This is a genomic window from Streptomyces sp. NPDC014623, from assembly GCF_043088245.1.
Taxonomy (GTDB): Bacteria; Actinomycetota; Actinomycetes; order Streptomycetales; family Streptomycetaceae; genus Streptomyces.
In genome coordinates this window covers 200,315-224,086 of record NZ_JBIBZU010000001.1, presented here as the reverse complement: position 1 = coordinate 224,086, position 23,772 = coordinate 200,315, and the positions used below count along the sequence as shown (strand labels likewise).

The window sequence follows — 23,772 nt, the reverse complement described above, 5'->3', positions numbered from 1 at the left end:
CGACCGGACTCCACCGATGGGGGGCGCCAGATGAACGCACTGCACAGCACCACCTCAAGCGCAGTAGTCACGCGCCTTCACGATGTCGGGCGGAGTCAGGAGAAGTCCGGTGCCGGAGCACGGGGGTGCGTTCGTGGCACCGGGCGTCAGCACACGTCGCACCTGGCGAAGGTCGACGTGCCCACGGGGGGAAACGGGGGAAGCGCGTACGGGGAGGTCCCGGGGGGGCGGAAGCCCCTGGACCGGGCGGAGGACGCCGAAACGGCGTTCACCGCCTACGTCCAGGAGCGCCGTGCCTCCCTGTACGCAACCGCCTACCACCTGACCGGCGACCGGTTCGAGGCCGAGGACCTGCTCCAGAGCGCCCTCTTCTCGACGTACCGGGCGTGGGACAGGATCAGCGACAAGGCGGCGGTCGGCGGATACCTCCGCCGCACCATGACCAACCTGCACATCAGCGCATGGCGCAGGCGCAAGCTCAACGAGTACCCGACCGAGGAGCTGCCGGAGACGGTGGGCGACACGGACGCGATGCGGGGCACCGAACTGCGGGCGGTGCTCTGGCAGGCGCTCGCGCGGCTGCCGGAACTCCAGCGCACGATGCTGGTGCTCCGCTATTACGAGGGCCGCACGGACCCGGAGATCGCGTCCATCCTCGACATCAGTGTCGGCACGGTGAAGTCGAGCATCTGGCGGTCGCTCCGCCGGCTGCGCGAGGACGAGGTCCTCAGCTTCGGCCGTGACGAGGAGGAGTCCTTCGGCGAGCTGGTGGCCTGAGGTCTACGGGGGACACGGGGGAACTGCACGGGGGAGGCCGCGGCTTCGGGGGAGGCCGCGGTACGGGGAACGCAGCGGGGCCGGACGGGCCGGGGGGTCTCGTCCGGCCCCGCCGCGCTTTCCGTGTGCCCGGGGCTCCGGCGGGGCTTCCCGCCGGGCTCTAGACCGGGTTCGCCGGCTCCGGCCGGTCCGGCACCCGGCCGCGCGGGGTCCGGCAGCGTCCCGCCGCGGCGGCGGCCAGCCGGCCCAGAGCTTCCTGCTTGGCGCAGGGATACGCGCCGAGGGCCGTCTGGCGGGCCACGATGCGCCGCTCGGACCGCATCAGCCGCCACCCGCGACGCAGCAGGAACGGAACCGACTTCCGCCCCTCCCGCAGATCCCGCACCAGCCGCCGGCGGAACGTCGTCGACGGCCGGCCGCGCAGGCACAGCGCGTCCGCGAGCAGGCCCAACTCCTGGCAGCGCTCCACGATGTCCGCCGCGAAGACGCCCTCGGCGATGAACAGAGGCGTGCGTTCGATGTCGAGCGTCTCGCGGCCCGTCCGCGAACTCGTGGCCAGGTCGTACAGGGGAACGGACGCGCGCCCCGTGCTGCACAGCTGCGCTATGGCGGCGACCGCGCCGTCCGCGTCCCAGGACAGGGCCGAATCCCAGTCGATGTCCGTGCTGCCGGTGACCCGCGGCAGGGTCGGATCGTTTCCCTCCTTGTAGAAGTCATCCAGGCGCAGTACCGGGAGACCGCTACGGGCCGCGAGGGAGGACTTGCCGGAGCCGGACGGACCGGCGAGCAGCACGACGCGCGTGGGGATCGGTTGGGAACTCACAGAACAGAAGTGTGAGGCATTGACCCGCGCAGGGGACCCCCGGGAGGTGCTGGTGGTATCGAGCATCACACCTCAACTACTCTGCGCGCACGGATGACTACCCGACACATCCCGATCAGGTGGGAAAACATGGCACGTCACGCACTGTCCAAGCCCCGGCACCGCGCGCTGTTGCGCGCCGGGCTGACCCTCACCGCGCTGGGCGCGGCGCTCGGCGCGGGAGGCACGGCGGCCCAGGCCGCGCCGTTGCCCGCCACGCCCGCGACCGGCGCCGACGCCGCGGACAGCACTCTGGGGGCGGTCGGCGAGGCGGCGGCACCCGCGCTGAACAGCGCGCTCGGCTACGGGCTCGCGGGGGCCGTGAAGCCCGCCACGGACCTCCAGCTCGACCCGCTGGCCGGGACCGGTGTGGACCCGCTGGACAACGCGGTGGGTACCCAGGTGGCCGATTTCAAGCCCGTGACCACGGCGCTGGTCACCGACCCGGTGACCAGCGGCGCCTCACTCGGTGATCTGCCCGTCGCCGGAGAGGTGACCGGTATGGTCACCGGCTGACCCGTCGTACGCACACGGGGTGGGGGGCCGCCTCCCGGACGGCCCCCCACCCCGCGTCCCGCGTCAGTACGAGGAGCCGGAGGCTCCCAGCGCGCCCGTCGGGTGCCAGACCGTCTTGGTCTCCAGGAAGGCCGTCAGGCGGTGTGTGCCGGGATCGGCCGACCAGTCCGCGCCGTCCACGGCCTGTGGACGGCGGACCCGCTTCAGGTTGTCCGCCGCCGCGGTCTCCAGCTCCTTCGCCAGCCCCGCGTCGGCCCCGGTCAGGTCGAGGGCGTTGACGTCCTGGTGGGATGCCAGCGGGGCCGCGAGCTCCGCCGTCCTGCCCGACAGGATGTTCACCACACCACCGGGCAGGTCCGAGGTCGCCAGGACCTCGCCCAGCGAGAGCGCGGGCAGCGGTGCGCCGGCCGAGGCGATGACGACCGCCGTGTTCCCCGTGGCGATCACCGGGGCGACGACCGACACCAGGCCCAGGAATGACGACTCCTGCGGAGCCAGGACCGCGACCACACCCGTCGGTTCGGGGGTGGACAGGTTGAGGAACGGCCCCGCGACCGGGTTCGCCCCGCCCACGACCTGGCCGATCTTGTCCGTCCAGCCCGCGTACCAGACCCAGCGGTCGACCGCCGCGTCCACGACGGCAGCCGCCTTCGACCTGGACAGTCCCTCGGCGTCCGCCACCTCCCGTACGAACTGCTCCCTGCGGCCCTCCAGCATCTCCGCGACGCGGTAGAGGATCTGGCCGCGGTTGTACGCGGTCGCGCCCGACCAGCCGCCGAACGCCTTGCGCGCGGCCACGACCGCGTCACGCGCGTCCTTGCGGGAGGACTGCGGGGCGTTCGCCAGCCACTTGCCCTTCGAGTCCGTCACCTCGTACACCCGGCCGCTCTCGGAGCGGGGGAACTTGCCCCCGACGTACAGCTTGTAGGTCTTGAAGACACTCAGTCGCCCGTCAGACATCGAGGTAGGCCTCCAGACCGTGACGGCCGCCCTCGCGGCCGAAGCCCGACTCCTTGTATCCGCCGAACGGCGAGGTCGGGTCGAACTTGTTGAACGTGTTGGCCCAGATGACACCCGCACGGAGCTTGTCCGCCACCGCGAGGATGCGGGAGCCCTTCTCCGTCCAGATGCCCGCCGAGAGGCCGTACTGGCTGTTGTTGGCCTTCGCGACGGCCTCGTCCGGCGTGCGGAAGGTCAGCACCGACAGCACCGGGCCGAAGATCTCGTCACGGGCGACGGTGTGCGCCTGGGTGACACCCGTGAAGAGGGTAGGCGCGAACCAGTAACCGGCGGACGGGAGTTCGCACGGCGCGGACCACCGCTCGGCGCCCTCCGCCTCACCCGTCTCGACGAGCGCGCTGATCCGGGAGAGCTGCTCGGCGGAGTTGATCGCGCCGATGTCGGTGTTCTTGTCCAGCGGATCGCCGAGCCTGAGCGTGGACAGCCGGCGCTTGAGGGCGTGCAGCACCTCGTCGTGCACGGACTCCTGCACGAGGAGCCGTGAGCCCGCGCAGCAGACCTGGCCCTGGTTGAAGAAGATGCCGGTGACGATGCCCTCGACGGCCTGGTCTACCGGGGCGTCGTCGAAGACGATGTTGGCGCCCTTGCCGCCCAGTTCGAGCGTGGCCCTCTTGTCCGTGCCCGCGATCTGCCGGGCGATCGCCTTGCCGACCGCGGTCGACCCGGTGAAGGCGACCTTGTTCACGTCCGGGTGCCCGACGAGGGCGGAGCCCGCGTCGCCGTACCCGGTCAGGATGTTGACGACCCCCTTGGGGAGGCCGGCCCGGCGGCAGATGTCGGCGAAGAACAGCGCGGAGAGCGGGGTCGTCTCGGCCGGCTTCAGCACCACCGTGTTGCCGGTGGCGAGCGCCGGGGCGATCTTCCAGGCCAGCATGAGGAGCGGGAAGTTCCACGGGATGATCTGGCCGGCCACGCCCAGCGGACGCGGATTCGCGCCGTACCCCGCGTGGTCCAGCTTGTCGGCCCAGCCGGCGTAGTAGAAGAAGTGCGCGGCGACGAGCGGGAGGTCCGCGTCGCGGGTCTCCTTGATCGGCTTGCCGTTGTCCAGGGTCTCCAGGACGGCGAGCTCGCGGGAGCGCTCCTGGATGATCCGGGCGATCCGGAAGAGGTACTTGGCGCGCTCGGAGCCGGGCAGCGCCGACCACTTCTCGAAGGCCCGGCGGGCCGCCTTCACGGCCCGGTCCACGTCCTCCGTGCCCGCACGCGCGACCTCGGAGAGCACTTCCTCGGTGGACGGACTGACCGTCTTGAAGACCTTGCCGTCGGCCGCGTCGGCGAACTCGCCGTCGATGAACAGGCCGTACGAGGGGGCGATGTCGACGACGGAGCGGGACTCCGGAGCCGGTGCGTAGTCGAATGCGGATGCCATGGCGTATCAGTCCACCGTCACGTAATCGGGGCCGGAGTAACGGCCGGTGCTGAGCTTCTGGCGCTGCATCAGCAGGTCGTTCAGCAGGCTGGAGGCGCCGAAGCGGAACCAGTGGTTGTCCAGCCAGTCCTCGCCCGCGGTCTCGTTCACCAGGACGAGGAACTTGATCGCGTCCTTGGAGGTGCGGATGCCGCCGGCGGGCTTCACGCCCACCTGCACGCCCGTCTGCTCCCGGAAGTCGCGCACGGCCTCCAGCATCAGCAGGGTGTTCGCCGGGGTGGCGTTGGTGCCGACCTTGCCGGTCGACGTCTTGATGAAGTCCGCTCCCGCCAGCATCCCGAGCCAGGAGGCCCGCCGGATGTTGTCGTATGTGGAGAGCTCGCCGGTCTCGAAGATCACCTTGAGCCGCGCGGAGCCGCACTCGGCCTTCACGGCGACGATCTCCTCGTACACCTTGAGGTAGCGGCCGGAGAGGAAGGCACCCCGGTCGATCACCATGTCGATCTCGTCGGCCCCGGCCGCCACGGCGTCACGGACGTCCGCGAGCTTGACGTCCAGCGCGGCACGTCCGGCGGGGAAGGCCGTCGCGACGGACGCGACCTTCACCCCGGAACCGGCCAGCGCGGCTGCGGCCGTCGCCGCCATGTCGGGATAGACGCAGACGGCCGCGGTGCGCGGGGTCGTGCGGTCGGTGGGGTCGGGGTTGACCGCCTTGGCGGCGAGAGCCCGGACCTTGCCCGGGGTGTCCGCGCCTTCCAGCGTCGTCAGGTCGATCATCGAGATGGCGAGATCGATGGCGTAGGCCTTGGCGGTCGTCTTGATCGATCGGGTACCGAGGGAGGCGGCACGCGCTTCGAGGCCGACGGTGTCGACACCGGGCAGCCCGTGCAGGAAGCGGCGCAGCGCACTGTCGGACGCCGTCACGTCGGCGATGGGGGTACCTCCCTGCTCGAACGGAGCTGAGAGCCTGGGGGATGGGGCAGTGGTGGACATGGTCACCAGATGAGCATATCTACGCGCGTAGCGACCTGTACAGGGGCCTTCCCGGTCCAGGTCTCCCACGAGCCGGGCGAGGCCGCGCCCCGGCCCTCGCGCCGCTTCAGGCAGAATCGGGACCATGACGAGCCCCACACCTCCCGCCGAGCCCTCCTACGCCGACCGGACCTTCCGGTCGGGCGCCGGGCTGGTCAGCGGCGTGCTGCTGATCCTGCTGGTCGGCTGGATCGGCGGCGACGCGGTGGTCCGGGGAGCGGGCTGGGTGCCGTGGCTGGCTCTGGCCGCGCTGCTGGCGGTGATCCCGCTGATCGTGGCCTTCACCCTGCGGCCGGCCGTCTTCGCGAACGAGGAGCGGATCCGGATCCGCAACCCGTTCCGCACCATCGTGCTGCCGTGGGCGGACGTCTCCACCGTGCGCGCCGCCTACTCGAGCGAGATCTTCACCCACGACGGCGCCAAGTACCAGCTGTGGGCGGTCCCCGTGTCGCTGCGCGAGCGCAAGCGTGCCGCCAGGAAGGCCACCCAGCAGGCGCACGACGACCCCTACGGCCGGACCTCGGTGCACGCCGACGTCCGCGACTCCCAGGCCCGCGTGGCCGCCGCAGACCGGACGGTGAGCGACCTGAGGGAGCTCGCCGAGGGCGCCGCCGCCCGCAAGGAGCAGGCCACGACCACGGCGTCGGTGCGCTGGGCCTACGAGGTGATCGCCCCGGCCGCCGTCGGTGCCGTGCTGCTCGTGGTGCTGCTCGCGATCGGCTGACACCCGCCGGACGCCCGCGGGGGGACCGCCGCACAGTGCCCGGGTGCATACCGCGCACCCAAGGGGCCGCCTCGGGACGAAAGCCGGCTGCGTGGCATTTTCCCGGTCCCGCCGCTCACCGCCGTCTCAGCAGATTGCGCTTGCCGCACCGACGTCCGGACGGGGCGGCGGGGGTGGGCGAGATGCGGGGTGCCGATGGTGCCGACGGAACGGACGCGGTCGGAGTGCGCTGCCGTACCGACCTCGATGCGCAGGGCCGGTACGGCTGGCGGACGACCCTGCGGAACGGGCGGGTGGCCGCCGTGTCCACACATGCGTTCAAGGGCGACGAAACCTGCGGGGACGCCTTCGAAGCGCTGCGCACCGGGTACGCGGAACGGGCGGGAGCGGTCCAGCACACGCCGTCCGGCAGCGGTTGGACGGGGGTGCCGAGGAGGGCGGACGGCCGCACGACGGCCGTCCCGGCTCGGGCGCACGAGCGTCACTCGCCCTGCCGGGCGGCCCGCGAACGGTTCCTCGCGCTGTCCGGCGAGTCGCGTGACGTCACCGGAAGCCGTCCGCAGGCCGCCCCTCGGCGGGGGGCTTCGCAGGATCCGCTCGGCGCTCCGCCTTCTCCCACGGCCTGACCCCGAGCTTTCCGGTGGTGCCGAGGTCGAGGTCCGGGGCCACCGTCACCGGGTCGGCGCCGGCCTTCGCCCGGATTCGCACATAGGGCACGTTCACCGGCGTGCCGGACTCGGTGGTGTTGCGCCAGACCAGGCCGGCGGTCGCCGACTCGCCGGGTCTGAGCGTGACGGGACGGGGCTGCTCGTCGGCACCGGCGCCGGTGGTGATCTCGCGGCTGCCGTCGAGGATCTCGACGCCGTCGACGGGCCTGAGGCCGTCGTCCAGGAGCTCCAGCAGGGGGTAGCCCTCGACGGTGTAGTCGCGGGTGCCGCAGTTGTCGAGATGCAGGCCCACGACGCGCAGTCCCATGGCCGCGTCGCCCTTGTCGGCGCTGACCCGGATCCCGGAGGCGGGGCACACGCCTGGCTCTGCCGCGGCCTCGCTCGCGGGGACCTTGGCCACTTCGAGCACCTCGACCTGTGTCACCCGCGGTGCGGTGGGCGGCAGTACCCCGGCCCGGACCGTGCCCCGTACGGTCTTCCCGGGGGCCACGTCGCGCACGGTCGCGGTCCGGTTCGTCACGGCCCCGCCGTCACCGCTCATGAAGGTGAGGACGACCGAGTAGGTCATGGACTCGGCGCCCTCGTTGGTGACCTCGTAGGAGGCAACGACCCCCGAGTCCGTGGCGAGGCTCTCGGCGGAGACGAGGTAGCTGCGGGTGGGCGAGGGAGAAGCCGGCGGAAGGGTCAGCGAGGTGATCCGTACGCCGTCCTCGCCCGGATCGTCGACCTGCGTACGGGCCGGGGGTTCAGTCGTGCCGGCTCCGGCACGCTCCGTCCCGCAGGCCGTGAGCAGCAGAGCGGTCGCTGCGAGAGCCGGCAGGAAGGAGGCGGCGGTGCGGGTGGGAGCAGGCCTGGGCATCCGGTCATCCGATCAGGGTGTGAACCCTGCGCATGTGGTGGAGGCCATAATTCCGGTCACAGGAGTGTCACAAGTCCGGGGGCGGCGGGCGCGGGCGGCGTCCCCGGCATGGCGGACACGACCTGAACGGACCCCGCCGGTCTGCCCCGCACACCGGCGTCCGCATCTGGTCATCACGGCGCGCCGACCCCGGAGCCCACCGCCACGGCGGCCCACGTGCGAGGTGCGGCAGGACATGCCGCCGTCGCCTGCGAGTCGCCGATGACCGAGTTCCTCGCCGGCCAGATCGGCACCCGTGTGCCGGCGGGCCGCCGCGCGGCCGGCCTGCAGCCGCTCGGCGATCTGGGTTTCGGTGAGTTCGCGTGCGGCGAGGTGCTGCACGAGCCGGCCCGGGGTGAGGCCGCGCTCGGCCGCCGGAACCGCGAGACGGCCGCGGGTTTCTCGCGGAACCTGGACCGTGGTGTCAGCCGTAGTGGAACTACAGCCATTCCATGGCACCTGTCCGGTCTGGTCGCCGGAGCAGCCCACCGCGCAGGCGGACCTCAGATCCCCGCGGCCGTCGCCAGGTCGCGCTTGAGGCCGGCCAGCAGCTCGGCTGCCCGCCGCCTCGCCGCGGGGAGCCCGGCCGCGTCGGTTACCGGGACCACGGCCTCCAGGTAGCACTTGAGCTTGGGCTCGGTACCGCTCGGGCGGACGATGACCCTGGCTCCCGTGAGGTGATAGCGCAGACCGTCGGTGGGCGGCAGGGCGCCCGTGCCCCGCGCGAGGTCCTCGGCCGAGGTGACGGGGAGGCCCGCCAGGGTGGCCGGGGGGGTCTCGCGCAGGCGCCGCATGGCGTTCGCGATGACCGTCAGGTCCTCGACCCGGACCGACAGCTGATCCGTGGCGTGCAGACCGTGCGCGAGCGCGAGGCCGTCCAGCAGGTCGAGGAGGGTGCGGCCCTTCTCCTTGAGCGCGGAGGCGAGTTCGGCGATCAGCAGCGCGGCCGTGATGCCGTCCTTGTCACGGACGCCCTCCGGGTCCACGCAGTAGCCCAGCGCTTCCTCGTAGCCGTAGCGCAGGCCCTCGACGCGGGCGATCCACTTGAAACCCGTCAGCGTCTCCTCGTAGCCGAGACCCGCCCTCTCCGCGATCCGGCCGAGGAGGGACGAGGAGACGATCGACTCGGCGAACACGCCGGTGACGCCCCGGTCCACCAAGTGGGCGGCGAGCAGCGCACCCACCTCGTCGCCGCGCAGCATCCGCCAGCCACCGTCCGCCGACGGGTCGGGCACGGCGACGGCGCAGCGGTCCGCGTCCGGGTCGTTGGCGATGACGAGGTCGGGCTGCGTCCGGCGCGCGGTCGCGAACGCGAGATCCATGGCGCCGGGCTCCTCCGGATTGGGGAAGGCGACGGTGGGGAACGCGGGGTCGGGGTCCGCCTGTTCGGCCACGAGGACGGGCTCGGGGAAGCCGGCCCGCGCGAAGGCTGCCGTCAGGACGGAGGTGCCTACGCCGTGCATCGCCGTGTAGACCGTCCGCGCGGTGCGGGGGGAGCCGGGGCTCAGGACGGCGTCCGTACGCGCGAGGTACGCGGCCAGGACCTCGTCGCCGAGGACCTCCCAGCCGGACTCAGGGCGCGGTACGCCGTCGAGCGGACCGACCGCCGCGATGGCCGCTGCGATCTCCACGTCGGCCGGGGGCACGATCTGCGAGCCGTCGCCGAGGTAGACCTTGTAGCCGTTGTCGCGCGGGGGGTTGTGGCTGGCCGTGACCTCCACGCCCGCCACGGCTCCCAGATGCCGTATGGCGTACGCGAGGACGGGGGTCGGCAGGGGGCGGGGGAGCACGGCGGCGCGCAGGCCCGCGCCGGTCATCACCGACGCGGTGTCACGGGCGAAGTCGGCGGACCTGTAGCGGGCGTCGTAGCCGATGACGACGAGCCCGCCGTCCTGCCCCTGTGCCTTCAGGTAGGCCGCGAGTCCGGCGGCCGCGCGGATGACGACGGAGCGGTTCATGCGCATCGGTCCGGCGCCGATCTCGCCGCGCAGGCCCGCCGTGCCGAACTGGAGCGTGCCGGCGAAGCGGTCCTCCAGTGCGGCGAGGTCCCCTGCGCCGATGAGCTCCGCGAGCTCGGCGCGGGTCTCGGGGTCCGGGTCCTCGGCGAGCCAGGTCCTGGCCTGCGTGATGAGGTCCTGCTGCACGGTGGCCGCCTTTCTGCGGTACGGGAGACTGGGATGGAGCCGCTGCGCGGGCTGCCGGGGATCTGGCCCCGGGGCTCCGCGCCTCGAACGCCGACGGGGCTGGATGTGGTCGCCCTGTGCCTCAGGGCCGGGCCGCCCCACACGCCGGCGGGGCTGGGATCGCGGGATGGAGACGAAAGCCGAGCCGGGCGGGATCAAGCCCCTCCGGCGTTCGAGGAGCGGGGGTGCGGGGTGGAGCCCCCGCTAGATCCGGTCCAGCACCCGCGCCAGCAGCGCGCCCATGCGGGTGGCCGAGTCGCGGCCGGCCTGGAGGACTTCCTCGTGGTTGAGGGGTTCGCCGCTCAGGCCCGCGGCGAGGTTCGTGACCAGGGAGATGCCCAGCACCTCCGCACCCGCCTCACGCGCCGCGATGGCCTCCAGGACCGTGGACATGCCGACCAGGTCGCCGCCCATGACGCGGACCATGTTGATCTCGGCCGGGGTCTCGTAGTGCGGGCCGGGGAACTGCACGTAGACACCCTCTTCGAGCGTCTCGTCGATCTCCTTGCACAGGGCGCGCAGCCGCGGCGAGTACAGGTCGGTCAGATCGACGAAGTTCGCCCCCACGATCGGCGAGGTGGCCGTGAGGTTGATGTGGTCGCTGATCAGGACCGGCTGACCCGGGCGCATGCCCTCGCGCAGACCGCCGCACCCGTTGGTCAGGACGATGGTCCCGCAGCCCGCGGAGACGGCCGTGCGGACGCCGTGCGCGACGGCGGCGACGCCGCGGCCCTCGTAGTGGTGCGTGCGGCCCAGGAAGACCAGGACCCGCTTCTCCCCGATCCGGTACGAGCGGATCGTGCCACCGTGGCCCTCCACCGCCGGGGCCGGGAATCCGGGCAGGGCGGTGACCGGGAACTCGGCCTCCGGGATGCCGAGCGCGGCGCCGGCGGGGGCCCACCCGGAGCCCATCACGAGAGCGACGTCGTGGGTCTCGGCGCCGGTCAGCTCGCGCAGGCGGGCGGCGGCGTCGGCAGCGGCGGCGTGGGGGTCGCCCTGGATGTGGTCCGGAATAAGAGATGCGTTCACGCGGACGAGGGTAACCGCTGATTCCCTACGCGCGTAGATGTGGCCGCGCAGAGACTGGCCGGTCGTATTCGTACGTTCGTACAGAAGGGTCCCGGAGGGCGTGGCTCAGCAGGGGCGTTTGCGGAGGTTCATCACGTAGTCGTGCGGCGCGCCCGCGGACTCGGCGGCGTCCGCCACCTCGCCCAGGTAGCGGGCCGAGGGCAGCCCGCCCTCGTAGCCGTTGAGGACGTACATCCAGGCCGGCTCCTCGCCGTCCAGCGTGTGCACGCGCACCCGCATGCGCCGGTAGACGTCCAGGCCGACACCCTCCCAGCGGTCCATGGAGTCCTCGTCCATCGGAGCCAGGTCGTACAGCGCGACGAACACCTGCGAGCGGGGTGCCTCCACCACCGTGGCCAGCGCACCCTCCCAGCCCATCTGTTCCCCGCCGAACGTCAGCCGCCAGCCGTTGAGCCAGCCCGTGCCGCGCAGCGGGGAGTGCGGTGCGCGGCGCGTCATCAGCCGCGCGTCGAGGTTGCCGGCGTATGCGGCGTAGAGCGACATGGGGTCGAGGGTACGGGAGGCGATGGGGGACGTGCCGGTTACCGGAGAGGAAGGGCCCGGTCGCGAACGGTCCGGCGGGGGCCGGGGGCCGTGCCCCGGCCTGGTCCGTTCCCGTATGGAGGGCCCCGGGGCGAAGCCGCTTGGCGCGTGCGGGACAATGAATTACGTACTGCATTCCCCGGGGCGATCCCCCGGACCCCCGGCCGGGGCGGCAGACGGCCGTGGGATGACACCACGCGAGGCGGACTTTTCGTGACCCGGATCGTGATCATCGGCGGCGGCCCCGGCGGCTACGAGGCGGCACTGGTCGGCGCCCAGCTCGGCGCGGAGGTGACCGTCGTCGACTGCGACGGCCTCGGCGGCGCGTCGGTCCTCACCGACTGCGTGCCCTCCAAGACCCTGATCGCGACGGCCGAGGTGATGACCACCTTCGACTCCTCCTACGAGGAACTCGGCATCATCGTCGCCGACGACACCCCGCACGTCGAGCAGGCCGCCCGGGTGGTCGGTGTCGACCTCGGCAAGGTCAACCGGCGGGTCAAGCGTCTCGCGCTCGCCCAGTCCCACGACATCACCGCCTCCGTGACCCGCACGGGCGCCCGGGTCATGCGCGGCCGGGGCCGGCTGGAGGGCCTCCAGGCCGCCGACGGGTCGCGTCAGGTCGTGGTGACCGCCGCGGACGGCACCGAGGAGCGGCTCACCGCCGACGCCGTGCTGATCGCGACCGGTGGCCACCCCCGGGAGATCCCGGACGCCCAGCCCGACGGTGAGCGCATCCTGAACTGGACCCAGGTCTACGACCTCGACGAGCTCCCCGAGGAGCTCATCGTGGTCGGCTCGGGCGTCACCGGCGCCGAGTTCGCCGGCGCCTACCAGGCCCTCGGCTCGCGCGTCACGCTCGTCTCCTCCCGTGACCGGGTGCTCCCCGGCGAGGACCCGGACGCCGCCGCCGTCCTGGAGGACGTCTTCCGGCGCCGCGGCATGAACGTCATGGCCCGCTCCCGCGCCCAGTCCGCCAAGCGCGTCGGTGACCATGTCGAGGTCACGCTGTCCGACGGCCGCGTCATCTCCGGCACGCACTGCCTGATGGCGGTCGGCGCGATCCCCAACACCGCGGGCATGGGCCTGGAGGAGTCGGGGGTCCAGCTCAAGGAGTCCGGGCACATCCGGACCGACCGGGTGTCCCGCACCAGCGCCCCCGGTGTGTACGCGGCCGGTGACGTCACCGGGGTCTTCGCCCTGGCCTCGGTCGCGGCGATGCAGGGCCGGATCGCGATGTACCACTTCCTCGGTGACGCGGTGGCGCCGCTGGACCTGAAGACGGTCTCCGCCAACGTGTTCACCGACCCCGAGATCGCCACCGTCGGTTACACCCAGGCCGATGTCGACTCCGGCAAGATCGACGCCCGCGTCGTGAAGCTGCCGCTGCTGCGCAACCCGCGCGCCAAGATGCAGGGCATCCGGGACGGGTTCGTCAAGATCTTCTGCCGGCCCGGCACCGGGATCGTGGTCGGAGGCTGTGTCGTCGCACCCAGGGCCAGCGAGCTGATCCACCCGATCTCGCTCGCCGTCGACAACAACCTGACGGTGGAACAGATCGCCAACGCGTTCACCGTGTACCCGTCGCTGTCCGGCTCGATCGCCGAAGTGGCCCGGCAGTTGCACACCCGTAAGAGCGCGGACGGGGCGTGACACCGGTCGTTCGTACACAGACGGGGCCTCTATACCACTAGGGGGTCCCGCCTGTGCGCAACTTCCCTTATTCGGCGCAAACTGCTGAAAAGCAACGCACGGCCACGTTACTGTCAGTTTCGTGTTCGCTGCAGAACGTCGTCAATTGATCCTCGAAATGGTGCGCGCCAACGGGGCGGTATCGCTCCGTGAGCTCGCCCGCGTCGTCCAGACCTCCGAAGTGACCGTACGGCGGGACGTGCGGGCACTGGAGGCAGAAGGACTCCTCGACCGCCGGCACGGCGGTGCGGTCTTGCCGGGCGGTCTCACGCGGGAGTCCGGCTTTCCGCAGAAATCCCACCTCTCCACCGCGGAGAAGACGGCCATCGCCGATCTGGCGGCCGGCCTGGTCGGTGAGGGCGAGGCCATCGTGGTCGGCGCCGGAACGACCACGCAGGAGCTGGCCCGCCGGCTCGCGCGGGTGCCCGGCCTGACCGTGGTCACCAATTCGCTGCTGGTCGCCCAGGCGCTGGCCCACGCCAACCGGGTGGAAGTGGTGATGACGGGCGGCACCCTGCGCGGGAGCAACTACGCGCTCGTCGGCAGCGGTGCCGAGCAGTCCCTCCAGGGGCTGCGGGTGAGCCGTGCCTTCCTGTCCGGGAGCGGTCTCACCGCGGAGCGCGGTCTGTCCACGTCCAACATGCTCTCGGCGAGCGTGGACCGGGCACTGGTGCAGGCCGCGACCGAGGTGGTGGTCCTGGCGGACCACACGAAGCTCGGCTCCGACACCATGTTCCAGACGGTGCCCACGGACTTGATCACCCGTCTGGTGACGGACGAGCCGACGGTCCACGACGAGCGTGCGGCCACAGAGCTGCAGGCCCTCGCCGACCAGGGCGTGGCGATCACGGTGGCCGGGCCCGGCACGGAGGCCGCGGCCGGTGACACCCCGCCTCCGGGCCGGCAGACACGGCAGGAGATGCCGCTGCCGGGCCAGCGGCGCACGCAGGGCGGTCACGGAGGGCCCGGGGTGCCCGGTGGCCCGCAGCTGCGGAGCACGGCCGCGCTGGTGGAGGGGCCGGCGGGGCGTGTCGCGGACCTACGGCGCCGGTAGGGGAGCGGGCCCCGGCGAGGGGCCGGGGTGGAAGCCGTCAGCCGATGGCCGGGCCCGACGGCGCGCCGTCGGCCGGGTCGGCCTTCACACCACGGAGCGTCAGTCGCAGCAGGCGGTCGGCCAGCGCGGGGTCGGTCGGGGTCTGCTCCGCGGCCAGCGCGATCGCGTTCGTCAGCTGCAGCAGGTCGTCGATCGACACATCCGTCCGCACCGAGCCGCTCGTCTGCGCCCGGGCCAGCAGTCGCGCCCCTGCCTGACGCAGCGGGACATGACATGACGTCAGGGCCGAGGACTCGTCCCCCGAAGCCGACATGAGTGCCCGCGCCAGGCCCCGGTACTCACCCGCATGGGTGACGATCGCGCCCAGCCACTCCACCAGCGCGGTGCACGGCTGGTCCGCCTGCGCGAGCTCGCGGGAGCGGGCGAGCAGTGCGGTCAGGGCCTCCTGGAACACCGCGTTCATCAGGGCCTGCCGGTTCGGGAAGTGCCGGTAGAGCGTGCCGATCCCGACCCCCGCCCGCCGGGCGATGTCCTCCAGTGAGGCATCGGTGCCCTGAGCGGCGAAGGACGCACGCGCCTCGCACAGCAGCCGGTCGTGGTTGCGGCGCGCGTCGGCGCGCATCGGCCGGGCCGGTGTCGGTGCCGTACTCATCGCCATCGCCGCCTCCTCCTGGTGTCCGCTCCGCGTCCCAAGGATGCCACCGGGGGCCCGGCACATGCCGGGCCCCCGGTGAGGAGAACGTGCACTCAGTCCTTGATCTCGCAGATCATGGCGCCGGAGGACACCGATGTGCCGACCTCCGCCGCCAGGCCCTTCACCGTGCCGGAGCGGTGGGCGTTGAGGGGCTGTTCCATCTTCATGGCTTCGAGGACGACGATGAGGTCGCCCTCCTTGACCTCCTGGCCCTCCTCGACGGCGATCTTGACGATCGTGCCCTGCATCGGGGAGGCCAGGGTGTCGCCGGAGGCCGCGGAACCGGCCTTCTTCGCCGCGCGGCGCTTGGGCTTCGCGCCGGCCGCCAGGCCCGTACGCGCCAGGCTCATGCCGAGCGAGGAGGGCAGGGAGACCTCCAGGCGCTTGCCGCCGACCTCGACGACGACGGTCTCACGACCGGACTCCTCGTCGGCGTCCTGTTCCGCGGGGACCGTGAACGGCTTGATCTCGTTGACGAACTCGGTCTCGATCCAGCGGGTGTGGACCTGGAAGGGGTCGGAGGTGAACGCGGGGTCGGCGACGACCGCGCGGTGGAAGGGGATGGCGGTGGCCATGCCCTCGACCTGGAACTCGGCGAGCGCGCGTGCGGCGCGCTGGAGGGCCTGTTCGCGGGTGGCGCCGGTGACGATCAGTTTGGCGAGCAGGGAGTCCCACGCGGGGCCGATGACGCTGCCGGTCTCCACGCCCGCGTCCAGGCGGACGCCGGGGCCGGTGGGCGGGGCGAACAGGGTGACGGTGCCGGGGGCGGGCAGGAAGCCGCGGCCCGGGTCCTCGCCGTTGATCCGGAACTCGAAGGAGTGCCCGCGCACGGCGGGGTCGCCGTAACCGAGCTCCTCGCCGTCGGCGATGCGGAACATCTCGCGCACGAGGTCGAGGCCGGTGACCTCCTCGGTGACCGGGTGCTCGACCTGGAGGCGGGTGTTGACCTCGAGGAAGGAGATGGTGCCGTCCAGGCCGACGAGGAACTCCACGGTGCCGGCGCCGACGTAGCCGGCTTCCTTGAGGATGGCCTTGGACGCCGCGTACAGCTCGGCGTTCTGTGCCTCGGTCAGGAAGGGGGCGGGGGCTTCCTCTACCAGCTTCTGGTGGCGGCGCTGCAGCGAGCAGTCACGGGTGGAGACGACCACGACGTTGCCGTGGGTGTCGGCCAGGCACTGGGTCTCGACGTGGCGCGGCTTGTCGAGGTAGCGCTCGACGAAGCACTCGCCGCGACCGAAGGCCGCGACGGCCTCACGGACCGCGGAGTCGTACAGCTCGGGGATCTCCTGAAGGGTGCGGGCCACCTTCAGACCGCGCCCGCCGCCGCCGAAGGCCGCCTTGATCGCGATCGGCAGGCCGTTCTTCTCGGCGAACTCCACGACCTCGGCCGAGCCGCTCACCGGGTCGGGCGTGCCGGCCACCAGCGGGGCGCCCGCACGCTGGGCGATGTGCCGGGCGGCGACCTTGTCGCCGAGGTCCCGGATCGCCTGCGGCGGCGGCCCGATCCACGTCAGACCCGCGTCCAGGACGGCCTGGGCGAACTCCGCGTTCTCCGAGAGGAAGCCGTAACCGGGGTGGATCGCGTCCGCCCCCGAGTCCTTGGCAGCCTGGAGCACCTTGGCCATGTCCAGATAGCTGGCGGCCGGGGTGTCACCGCCCAGAGCGAACGCCTCGTCTGCCGCGCGCACATGCAGAGCATCCCGGTCCGGATCGGCGTAGACGGCTACGCTCGCGATTCCGGCATCCCGGCAAGCCCGGGCCACACGGACAGCGATTTCGCCACGGTTGGCGATGAGCACCTTGCGCACGATGACTCCCTCCTTGAGAACAAGCTGAGTTTAGGGACTACCGACACGGCCGTACGACCCGTCCCCAATAGTGAACTTGCCCACACGGAGTGTGATCCGAGGCTTGCTCGGGTCGCGAAATCCCTTGTCGCACCACGGTACGCCGGGTTCCTCAACCGCACAGTAGCCACGAAGTGTGGCTCAAGTCTCTGTTCGTACGGTCAACGCGGTGCGGCGTTTCTTTGTGGACTCCCTACGAACGGGCGAAGGAATCTTTGCCGCGGTCGCGGGGCGGCGGCGCGGAGCGGGGCACGGGGCCGTGATATCGGCGCGGGGTGTGCGCGAACTCCCGTCCGGAGCGATTACCGCCTCCCGGACCCCTGACGAGCGGGGGGCGCCCCCCTGTAGGGTCCGCGCTGTACCGGTCTTACTACAGGTAACAGGGGGTGGCGCCGTGGTGCGCAGACCAGTGGCCTTCACGACCGCGATCGTTCTGTTCGTCGAAGCCGTGGGCATCGTGGTCCTCAACGGCGTCCTCGCCACGGTCGCGGGCAACCAGAGCATGTCCCTGGCCGGGATGGACCCGGACACCATGGTCACCGGGACCTGGGTGATGGGAGGCGTCTTCGGCGCGCTGCTGCTGCTCTGCGGGCTGATACCGCTCCTGGCCGGCCTGCGCGACCGCGCCCCGGGGCGCTTCGCCAGGATCGCCCTCATCGCGTGCGCGGTCGTCCACGGGGTGCTGGGCGCGCTGGCGGTGGGTCTCGTCGGCTGGGGGGCCTTCGCGTTCCTGATGGCCGTCCTCGGCCTGATCGTGCTGACCCTCGTGGCGTTCGAGCGGTCTGGGCCGGAAGCGGGCAGGGCCGGTGCGCGGGAAGCTCCGGCGGCGGTGTGACGCTGCCGCCGCTCAGACCCACAAGTCGGTGACGGAGACGCCCAGTTCCCCGAGCAGACGGCGCAGCAGCGGCAGGGAGAGGCCGATGACGTTGCCGTGACTGCCCTCGATCGCCTCGACGAAGGGCGCCGAGCGGCCGTCCAGGGTGAACGCCCCGGCGACGTGGAGGGGTTCACCCGAAGCGACGTAGGCCGCCACCTCGGCGTCCGTGGGCTCGCCGAACCTGACGACGGTGGACGCGGTCGCCGACACCGTACGGCCGGTGGCCGTGTCGATGACGCTGTGTCCCGTCTGCAGGATTCCCGACCGGCCGCGCATGGACTTCCAGCGTGCGGTGGCCTCCTCGCCGTCAGCCGGTTTGCCGAGCGCCTCGCCGTCCAGCTCCAGCACCGAGTCGCAGCCGATGACGAGGGCGCCCGCGGCCTCGGGGCGGGCCGCCACCGCGGCGGCCTTCGCCTCGGCCAGGACGAGCGCCAGCTCACCCGGGGTCGGAGCGGTGATCGCGTCCTCGTCCACACCGCTGACGATCACCTCGGGGGCGAGACCCGCCTGACGCAGGAGACCGAGACGGGCAGGGGAGGCGGAGGCGAGCACGAGGCGGCGCTGAGCAGTCATGGCCGCCATCGTAGGACAGGCCGGCGCATGGGGGCCGGGGCCTCAGCGGGTGCCCAGGACGAACATCGCCACCACCATGGCCAGCGCGAGCAGCAGCCCCGTGCGGCGCATCATGTCCTGGGCGTCGCGCAGTTCTTTCGGCGGCTTGTTCTCGGGGTCGGACCACAGCATGGTCCCGATGGTGCTCCGGACACGCCTGCGGCGCCTGAGTACGCGTACTCAGGCGCCGCTCGGCCCGCCCTCAGGAGGGCCAGTACGTCCGTGCCCAGGACCGGGGCCCCGGCCGGAGCGCGCCCCGGCGGGCGATCCGCCCCGGGTCGGACCACTGTTCGGGCGGCAGCGGGGCGCCGGACGGCACCGCGGCCACCGCCGCCGCGCGCGCCCGGACCACGGCGAGGGCCGCGGCGAGCTCCTCCGGGGTCGGATTGCCCCGTACGACCTTGATCATGGTGGCTCCTGGTGGTCAGAGGGGGATGTTGCCGTGCTTCTTCGGCGGCAGCGACTCGCGCTTCGTACGGAGCTGGCGCAGGCCCTTCACGAGGTGCGCGCGGGTGTCGGACGGCATGATCACCGCGTCGACGTAGCCGCGCTCGGCCGCGACGTACGGGTTGAGGAGCGCGTCCTCGTAGTCGGCCATCAGCTCGGCGCGCGTGGCGTCGCGCTCGCCGGGGTCCGTGACTGCGGCGATCGTGCGGCGGTGCAGGATGTTCACCGCGCCCTGCGCGCCCATCACGGCGATCTGCGCGGTCGGCCAGGCGAGGTTCAGGTCGGCGCCCAGGTGCTTGGACCCCATCACGTCGTACGCCCCGCCGAACGCCTTGCGCGTGATCACCGTGATCAGCGGGACGGTCGCCTCGGCGTAGGCGTAGATGAGCTTGGCGCCGCGGCGGATGATGCCGCCGTACTCCTGGTCGACGCCGGGCAGGAAGCCGGGGACGTCGACGAAGGTGAGGACCGGCACGTTGAACGCGTCGCAGGTACGGACGAAGCGGGCGGCCTTCTCGCTCGCGTCGATGTCCAGGCAGCCGGCGAACTGCATCGGCTGGTTGGCGACGATGCCGACCGGGTAGCCCTCGACGCGCCCGAAGCCGGTGATGATGTTCGGCGCGAACAGGGCCTGGGTCTCCAGGAATTCGCCGTCGTCGAGTACGTGCTCGATGGCGGTGTGCATGTCGTAGGGCTGGTTTGCCGAGTCCGGGATGAGGGTGTCGAGCTCGCGGTCCTCGTCCGTGGTCCCCAGGTCCGCTTCCTCCGGGAAGGCCGGGGCCTCGGAGAGGTTGTTCGACGGGAGGTAGGACAGCAGGGACTTGACGTACTCGATGGCGTCCTTCTCGTCGCCCGCCATGTGGTGGGCCACACCCGACGTGGTGTTGTGCGTGCGGGCTCCGCCCAGCTCCTCGAAGCCGACGTCCTCACCGGTGACCGTCTTGATGACGTCCGGTCCGGTGATGAACATGTGCGAGGTCTGGTCGACCATGACCGTGAAGTCGGTGATCGCGGGGGAGTAGACCGCGCCGCCCGCGCACGGCCCGACGATCAGGGAGATCTGCGGGACGACACCGGAGGCGTGCACGTTGCGGCGGAAGATCTCGGCGAACAGTCCGAGGGCGACGACACCCTCCTGGATGCGCGCGCCGCCGCCGTCGTTGATGCCGATGACCGGACAGCCCGTCTTCAGGGCGAAGTCCATGACCTTGACGATCTTCTCACCGTAGACCTCGCCGAGCGAGCCGCCGAAGATGGTGAAGTCCTGCGAGTACACGCAGACGGGACGGCCGTCGACCGTGCCGTAACCGGTGACGACCCCGTCCCCGTAAGGGCGGTTCTTCTCGATCCCGAAATTGGTGGACCGGTGCCGTGCGAACTCGTCGAGCTCCACGAAGGAACCTTCGTCGAGCAGGAGCTCGACCCGCTCGCGGGCGGTCAACTTGCCCTTGGCGTGCTGCTTCTCGACGGCACGGGCGGAACCTGCGTGTGTGGCCTCTTCGATACGGCGCTGCAGGTCCGCGATCTTGCCCGCGGTGGTGTGGATGTCGCTCTGCGGCTCGGACATCGGGTGGCGGCTCCCTGCCTGTTCACGGGGACGGCTGGTACATCCAGTCGAGGTGCTGGACCCGTACGTGCTCGACGGCGGATCGCCCGTCGGCGGATTCGGCTACTGATCCGTAGCGTATCGGCGCGCACACGGTTCGGCAGTGCGTCGTTGGCCACACCTAATGTGGGTTGCATGACACCTCCCGATGCGCCGCACAACCGCTGGTCGGACCTCGACAGGCCACCCCTGAACGTCACCGCGCTGCGCCGCGGGCTGCTGAGGCCCGGCGGCCTGTGGACCGCGCTCGACGTCGTGGACGCGACAGGCTCCACCAACACCGACCTCGCGGCACGGGCCGCCGGCGGGGGGCTGGCGGAAGGGACGGTGCTGGTCGCCGAGGAGCAGACCGCCGGCCGCGGGCGGCTCGACCGGAGCTGGACGGCCCCGCCCCGCTCGGGCCTCTTCTTTTCCGTCTACCTGACCCCCGGCGGCGTACCCGCCGAACGCTGGGGATGGCTGCCGCTGCTGGCAGGTGTCGCCGCCGCCACGGGACTCGCGCAGTCGGCAGGCGTCGACATGGCACTGAAATGGCCCAACGACCTCCTGGTGACCGTCGGTGGCACGGAGCGCAAGACCGGCGGCATCCTCGCGGAGCGCGCCGGGGACGGCGTCGTCGTCGGCCTCGGGCTCAACGTGTCGCTGCGCGCGGCCGAGCTGCCCGCTCCGCACGCCGGTTCGCTGGCACTCGCGGGAGCCGTCTCCACCGACCGCGAGACCTTGCTCCGGGCCGTCCTGCGTTCATTCGAACAGTGGTACGGGCAATGGCGCGACGCAGGCGGTGACGCCGCCGACAGCGGACTCCAGGCGGCCTACGCGGCGGGCTGCGCCACGCTCGACCGGACGGTGCGGGCCGAGCTGCCGGGCGACCGGTCCGTCGTCGGCGAGGCCGTCGCCATCGACGGCGACGGGCGGCTCGTGCTGGCCACGGGCGCCGGTCTCCAGGAGCCCGTGTCGGCCGGCGACATCGTCCACCTGCGCGGGGAGGAAGGAGGGCTCACCTGATCCGGTGCTTGTGCACATACGGGTGATGTCACGTATGACGGACCCGGCACGGTGCGACCGGGGACGTGAGCCAGGGCACACCTGCCGTATCGTTGAGGCGATCCAGCGACAGATCGGCAGGGTAGTGCGCAGGGAACGGGCAGGAGGCGGCCGGTGACCGTCGACGACACGAACTCCGACGACGGCGCGGATCCCTCGTCGGGGCAGTCGGTCCACTCGACACCGCATCACGAGGTCGACCACACGGCCGAGCCGACCGACGACCCGCTCGCCATCCGGCTGGAGGCCTTGATCCTGGGGGCCGACCGCCGCTACACGCCGTTCCAGGCGGCCAGGACCGCCGGGGTCTCCATGGATCTGGCGTCCCGCTTCTGGCGGGCGATGGGCTTCGCCGACATCGGGCAGGCCAAGGCGCTCACCGAGGCGGACGTCCTGGCGCTGCGCCGCCTCGCCGGTCTCGTGGAGGCCGGGCTGCTCAGCGAGCCGATGGCGATCCAGGTGGCCCGGTCGACCGGTCAGACCACCGCCCGGCTGGCGGAGTGGCAGATCGACTCCTTCCTGGAGGGGCTGACCGAGCCCCCCGAGGCCGGGATGACCCGGACCGAGGTCACCTACCCGCTCATCGAGCTGCTCCTGCCCGAGCTGCAGGAGTTCCTGGTGTACGTGTGGCGGCGCCAGCTGGCCGCCGCCACGGGCCGGGTCGTGCAGACCGGGGACGACGAGGAGATGGTCGACCGGCGGCTCGCGGTGGGCTTCGCCGACCTCGTCGGTTTCACCCGGCTGACCCGGCGGCTGGAGGAGGAGGAGCTCGGCGAGCTGGTGGAGGCCTTCGAGACCACCTCCGCCGACCTTGTCGCGGCGCACGGCGGGCGGCTCATCAAGACCCTGGGCGACGAGGTCCTCTTCGCCGCGGACGACGCGGGCACGGCGGGCGAGATAGCGCTCCGGCTGGTCGAGGCGATGGCCCAGGACACGACGATGCCCGCACTGCGGGTCGGCATCGCCTTCGGCACGGTCACCACGCGCATGGGCGACGTGTTCGGTACGACGGTGAACCTGGCCAGCCGGCTCACGTCGATAGCGCCGAAGGACGCGGTGCTGGTCGACGGTGCGTTCGCCGCGGAGCTGATCCGGAACGGCGACGCCCCCGCCTCGGAGGCCGAGGAGGCCGCGGCGGCGGCCGAGCGCGCCCGGCTGGCGGAGAAGGAGGGCCGCCGCCCGGACGAGGCGCCACCCCTGCCGACGTACCGCTTCGGGCTGCAGCCGATGTGGCAGCGGCCGGTGCGCGGCCTGGGCGTGGTGGAGCCGTGGCTGCTGGCCAGGCGGGGCAAGCCGTCGTCCTGACCGGGCGGAGAGGGCAACGGACCCCGTGCGCCCGGTCTGATCCGGGCGCGAGACCCTAGGATCCCGGTAACGCTCGTTAACCGGAGGGGTGCAGTCATGGGTGTGACGTCCGAGCAGAGGTTCGGGGACTTCGTCGTCGTACGGCGGCACGAGGGACAGGAGCACGTCGCCGAGCTGGTGCTCGACCGGCCCGGGGCGATGAACGCCGTGAGCACCGCGATGGCGCGCTCCATCGCCGAAGCCTGTGCCGCGCTCGGCGCCGACCGGGAGGTGCGGGCGACCGTGCTCACGTCCAGCCATGAGCGCGCCTTCTGCGTGGGCGCGGACCTCAAGGAGCGGAACTCCTTCACCGACGCCGAGCTCGTGCGGCAGCGGCCCACGGCACGCGCCGCGTACACCGGCGTACTGGAACTGCCCATGCCGGTCATCGCCGCCGTCCACGGTTTCGCCCTCGGCGGCGGCTTCGAGCTCGCGCTGGCCTGTGATGTGATCGTGGCCGACCGCACGGCTGTGGTCGGCCTGCCCGAGGTGTCCGTCGGCGTCATCCCGGGCGGCGGCGGTACGCAGCTGCTGCCCCGCCGGGTCGGCGCGGCGCGCGCCGCCGAGCTGGTGTTCACCGCTCGGCGGGTCGAGGCGGCCGAGGCGCGCGAGCTGGGCCTGGTCGACGAACTGGTCGAAGCCGGCCGGGACCGCGAGGAGGCGCTGGCCGTCGGCGGCCGGATCGCGGCGAACTCACCGGTGGGACTCAGGGCCGCCAAGCGGGCGCTCCGGCTGGGGCAGGGGCTGGACCTGCGGGCCGGGCTCGAGGTGGAGGACGCCGCCTGGCGGTCCGTGGCCTTCTCGGGGGACCGGGCCGAGGGCGTGGCCGCGTTCAACGAGAAGCGGAAGCCCGCCTGGCCCGGCGAGTGAGCCGGGAGGCGAACTGAGGATCATC

Annotated in this window: 23 protein-coding genes; 9 read left to right on the top strand and 14 right to left on the bottom strand. The window is 72.1% G+C overall.

All coding sequences use genetic code 11. The features are described from left to right. The first annotated feature begins 30 nt into the window (after positions 1 to 30). Positions 31 to 777, top strand: a complete 747-nt coding sequence (locus ACF1FZ_RS01055) for a SigE family RNA polymerase sigma factor (protein ID WP_391771272.1) — start codon at positions 31 to 33, stop codon at positions 775 to 777. 160 nt (positions 778 to 937) lie between these two features. Here the strand turns inward: ACF1FZ_RS01055 and ACF1FZ_RS01050 are convergent, their stop codons facing one another. Next, complete coding sequence (locus ACF1FZ_RS01050; protein ID WP_391771271.1) at positions 938 to 1,666, bottom strand: uridine kinase; 729 nt, start codon at positions 1,664 to 1,666, stop codon at positions 938 to 940. A gap of 63 nt (positions 1,667 to 1,729) precedes the next feature. Here ACF1FZ_RS01050 and ACF1FZ_RS01045 point away from each other — a divergent pair, with 63 nt between their 5' ends. Next, positions 1,730 to 2,155, top strand: a complete 426-nt coding sequence (locus tag ACF1FZ_RS01045; protein ID WP_391771270.1) for a hypothetical protein — start codon at positions 1,730 to 1,732, stop codon at positions 2,153 to 2,155. A 63-nt stretch (positions 2,156 to 2,218) separates the two neighbouring features. Here ACF1FZ_RS01045 and ACF1FZ_RS01040 read toward each other — a convergent pair whose 3' ends face one another. The 3 genes from ACF1FZ_RS01040 to deoC are packed head-to-tail and all read right to left on the bottom strand — an operon-like array spanning position 2,219 to position 5,537. Next, positions 2,219 to 3,115: an aldehyde dehydrogenase family protein gene (locus tag ACF1FZ_RS01040; protein ID WP_391771269.1), complete on the bottom strand. Its 897-nt coding sequence runs from the start codon at positions 3,113 to 3,115 to the stop codon at positions 2,219 to 2,221. Beyond that, positions 3,108 to 4,544 carry an aldehyde dehydrogenase family protein gene (locus ACF1FZ_RS01035; protein ID WP_391771268.1) on the bottom strand — a complete coding sequence of 479 codons (1,437 nt, stop codon included), beginning with the start codon at positions 4,542 to 4,544 and terminating at the stop codon, positions 3,108 to 3,110. The genes ACF1FZ_RS01040 and ACF1FZ_RS01035 overlap by 8 nt, the downstream gene beginning before the upstream one ends. Before the next feature lie 6 nt (positions 4,545 to 4,550). Continuing rightward, positions 4,551 to 5,537, bottom strand: a complete 987-nt coding sequence (deoC, locus tag ACF1FZ_RS01030; protein WP_391771786.1) for a deoxyribose-phosphate aldolase — start codon at positions 5,535 to 5,537, stop codon at positions 4,551 to 4,553. A gap of 124 nt (positions 5,538 to 5,661) precedes the next feature. Between deoC and ACF1FZ_RS01025 the strand changes: the two genes are divergently transcribed. Next, positions 5,662 to 6,300, top strand: a complete 639-nt coding sequence (locus tag ACF1FZ_RS01025) for a PH domain-containing protein (RefSeq protein ID WP_391771267.1) — start codon at positions 5,662 to 5,664, stop codon at positions 6,298 to 6,300. A gap of 543 nt (positions 6,301 to 6,843) precedes the next feature. On the opposite strand, the gene ACF1FZ_RS01020 is transcribed toward ACF1FZ_RS01025, so the two are convergent. The 4 genes from ACF1FZ_RS01020 to ACF1FZ_RS01005 form a co-directional block, all read right to left on the bottom strand. After that, on the bottom strand, positions 6,844 to 7,827 hold the full coding sequence (locus ACF1FZ_RS01020) for a DUF4232 domain-containing protein (protein ID WP_391771266.1): 984 nt from the start codon (positions 7,825 to 7,827) through the stop codon (positions 6,844 to 6,846). 542 nt (positions 7,828 to 8,369) lie between these two features. Next, a complete protein-coding gene (locus ACF1FZ_RS01015; protein WP_391771265.1) occupies positions 8,370 to 10,010 on the bottom strand; it encodes a phospho-sugar mutase in 1,641 nt (546 codons plus the stop codon). A 243-nt stretch (positions 10,011 to 10,253) separates the two neighbouring features. Continuing rightward, complete coding sequence (locus ACF1FZ_RS01010; RefSeq protein WP_391771264.1) at positions 10,254 to 11,078, bottom strand: purine-nucleoside phosphorylase; 825 nt, start codon at positions 11,076 to 11,078, stop codon at positions 10,254 to 10,256. 105 nt (positions 11,079 to 11,183) lie between these two features. After that, complete coding sequence (locus tag ACF1FZ_RS01005; protein ID WP_325745657.1) at positions 11,184 to 11,621, bottom strand: gamma-glutamylcyclotransferase; 438 nt, start codon at positions 11,619 to 11,621, stop codon at positions 11,184 to 11,186. Positions 11,622 to 11,873: 252 nt separating this feature from the next. Between ACF1FZ_RS01005 and ACF1FZ_RS01000 the strand changes: the two genes are divergently transcribed. Both ACF1FZ_RS01000 and ACF1FZ_RS00995 read left to right on the top strand, forming a co-directional pair. Next, positions 11,874 to 13,313, top strand: a complete 1,440-nt coding sequence (locus tag ACF1FZ_RS01000; protein WP_391771263.1) for an NAD(P)H-quinone dehydrogenase — start codon at positions 11,874 to 11,876, stop codon at positions 13,311 to 13,313. Positions 13,314 to 13,434: 121 nt separating this feature from the next. After that, positions 13,435 to 14,406, top strand: coding sequence for a DeoR/GlpR family DNA-binding transcription regulator (locus ACF1FZ_RS00995; protein ID WP_391771262.1), 972 nt, complete (start codon positions 13,435 to 13,437; stop codon positions 14,404 to 14,406). A 37-nt stretch (positions 14,407 to 14,443) separates the two neighbouring features. Here the strand turns inward: ACF1FZ_RS00995 and ACF1FZ_RS00990 are convergent, their stop codons facing one another. Then, on the bottom strand, positions 14,444 to 15,064 hold the full coding sequence (locus tag ACF1FZ_RS00990; RefSeq protein ID WP_391771261.1) for a TetR/AcrR family transcriptional regulator: 621 nt from the start codon (positions 15,062 to 15,064) through the stop codon (positions 14,444 to 14,446). An 89-nt stretch (positions 15,065 to 15,153) separates the two neighbouring features. Beyond that, positions 15,154 to 16,908 carry an acetyl/propionyl/methylcrotonyl-CoA carboxylase subunit alpha gene (locus ACF1FZ_RS00985; protein ID WP_391771260.1) on the bottom strand — a complete coding sequence of 585 codons (1,755 nt, stop codon included), beginning with the start codon at positions 16,906 to 16,908 and terminating at the stop codon, positions 15,154 to 15,156. Between the two features lie 436 nt (positions 16,909 to 17,344). On the opposite strand from ACF1FZ_RS00985, the gene ACF1FZ_RS00980 reads away from it, so the two are divergent. Further along, positions 17,345 to 17,782, top strand: coding sequence for a hypothetical protein (locus tag ACF1FZ_RS00980; protein ID WP_391771785.1), 438 nt, complete (start codon positions 17,345 to 17,347; stop codon positions 17,780 to 17,782). Positions 17,783 to 17,794: 12 nt separating this feature from the next. On the opposite strand, the gene ACF1FZ_RS00975 is transcribed toward ACF1FZ_RS00980, so the two are convergent. The 4 genes from ACF1FZ_RS00975 to ACF1FZ_RS00960 form a co-directional block, all read right to left on the bottom strand. After that, positions 17,795 to 18,406, bottom strand: coding sequence for a nucleoside triphosphate pyrophosphatase (locus ACF1FZ_RS00975; RefSeq protein ID WP_391771259.1), 612 nt, complete (start codon positions 18,404 to 18,406; stop codon positions 17,795 to 17,797). Positions 18,407 to 18,439: 33 nt separating this feature from the next. After that, entirely contained in the window at positions 18,440 to 18,568 is a 129-nt protein-coding gene (gene mmpB / locus ACF1FZ_RS00970) for a morphogenic membrane protein MmpB (RefSeq protein WP_391771258.1), read from the bottom strand. A gap of 70 nt (positions 18,569 to 18,638) precedes the next feature. Further along, positions 18,639 to 18,845: an acyl-CoA carboxylase epsilon subunit gene (locus ACF1FZ_RS00965; RefSeq protein WP_391771257.1), complete on the bottom strand. Its 207-nt coding sequence runs from the start codon at positions 18,843 to 18,845 to the stop codon at positions 18,639 to 18,641. A 15-nt stretch (positions 18,846 to 18,860) separates the two neighbouring features. Beyond that, positions 18,861 to 20,450, bottom strand: coding sequence for an acyl-CoA carboxylase subunit beta (locus ACF1FZ_RS00960; protein ID WP_391771256.1), 1,590 nt, complete (start codon positions 20,448 to 20,450; stop codon positions 18,861 to 18,863). 174 nt (positions 20,451 to 20,624) lie between these two features. On the opposite strand from ACF1FZ_RS00960, the gene ACF1FZ_RS00955 reads away from it, so the two are divergent. The 3 genes from ACF1FZ_RS00955 to ACF1FZ_RS00945 all read left to right on the top strand — a co-directional run bounded on the left by ACF1FZ_RS00955 (position 20,625) and on the right by ACF1FZ_RS00945 (position 23,747). Further along, entirely contained in the window at positions 20,625 to 21,494 is an 870-nt protein-coding gene (locus ACF1FZ_RS00955; RefSeq protein WP_391771255.1) for a biotin--[acetyl-CoA-carboxylase] ligase, read from the top strand. Between the two features lie 153 nt (positions 21,495 to 21,647). Beyond that, positions 21,648 to 22,838, top strand: a complete 1,191-nt coding sequence (locus ACF1FZ_RS00950; RefSeq protein WP_391771254.1) for an adenylate/guanylate cyclase domain-containing protein — start codon at positions 21,648 to 21,650, stop codon at positions 22,836 to 22,838. A 96-nt stretch (positions 22,839 to 22,934) separates the two neighbouring features. Next, positions 22,935 to 23,747, top strand: coding sequence for an enoyl-CoA hydratase/isomerase family protein (locus ACF1FZ_RS00945; protein ID WP_391771253.1), 813 nt, complete (start codon positions 22,935 to 22,937; stop codon positions 23,745 to 23,747). The last annotated feature ends 25 nt before the right edge of the window (positions 23,748 to 23,772 follow it).

What these genes read in the sequence shown, in the direction of transcription:
- mmpB (WP_391771258.1), bottom strand. Translation starts at nt 18,568, where the DNA reads ATGCTGTGGTCCGACCCCGAGAACAAGCCGCCGAAAGAACTGCGCGAC.
- ACF1FZ_RS00955 (WP_391771255.1), top strand. Translation starts at nt 20,625, where the DNA reads ATGACACCTCCCGATGCGCCGCACAACCGCTGGTCGGACCTCGACAGG.
- ACF1FZ_RS01055 (WP_391771272.1), top strand. Translation starts at nt 31, where the DNA reads ATGAACGCACTGCACAGCACCACCTCAAGCGCAGTAGTCACGCGCCTT.
- ACF1FZ_RS00975 (WP_391771259.1), bottom strand. Translation starts at nt 18,406, where the DNA reads ATGGCGGCCATGACTGCTCAGCGCCGCCTCGTGCTCGCCTCCGCCTCC.
- ACF1FZ_RS00965 (WP_391771257.1), bottom strand. Translation starts at nt 18,845, where the DNA reads ATGATCAAGGTCGTACGGGGCAATCCGACCCCGGAGGAGCTCGCCGCG.
- ACF1FZ_RS01050 (WP_391771271.1), bottom strand. Translation starts at nt 1,666, where the DNA reads ATGCTCGATACCACCAGCACCTCCCGGGGGTCCCCTGCGCGGGTCAAT.
- ACF1FZ_RS00960 (WP_391771256.1), bottom strand. Translation starts at nt 20,450, where the DNA reads ATGTCCGAGCCGCAGAGCGACATCCACACCACCGCGGGCAAGATCGCG.
- ACF1FZ_RS00945 (WP_391771253.1), top strand. Translation starts at nt 22,935, where the DNA reads ATGGGTGTGACGTCCGAGCAGAGGTTCGGGGACTTCGTCGTCGTACGG.
- ACF1FZ_RS01005 (WP_325745657.1), bottom strand. Translation starts at nt 11,621, where the DNA reads ATGTCGCTCTACGCCGCATACGCCGGCAACCTCGACGCGCGGCTGATG.
- ACF1FZ_RS01025 (WP_391771267.1), top strand. Translation starts at nt 5,662, where the DNA reads ATGACGAGCCCCACACCTCCCGCCGAGCCCTCCTACGCCGACCGGACC.
- ACF1FZ_RS01040 (WP_391771269.1), bottom strand. Translation starts at nt 3,115, where the DNA reads ATGTCTGACGGGCGACTGAGTGTCTTCAAGACCTACAAGCTGTACGTC.
- ACF1FZ_RS01035 (WP_391771268.1), bottom strand. Translation starts at nt 4,544, where the DNA reads ATGGCATCCGCATTCGACTACGCACCGGCTCCGGAGTCCCGCTCCGTC.
- ACF1FZ_RS01020 (WP_391771266.1), bottom strand. Translation starts at nt 7,827, where the DNA reads ATGCCCAGGCCTGCTCCCACCCGCACCGCCGCCTCCTTCCTGCCGGCT.
- deoC (WP_391771786.1), bottom strand. Translation starts at nt 5,537, where the DNA reads ATGTCCACCACTGCCCCATCCCCCAGGCTCTCAGCTCCGTTCGAGCAG.
- ACF1FZ_RS01045 (WP_391771270.1), top strand. Translation starts at nt 1,730, where the DNA reads ATGGCACGTCACGCACTGTCCAAGCCCCGGCACCGCGCGCTGTTGCGC.
- ACF1FZ_RS00990 (WP_391771261.1), bottom strand. Translation starts at nt 15,064, where the DNA reads ATGGCGATGAGTACGGCACCGACACCGGCCCGGCCGATGCGCGCCGAC.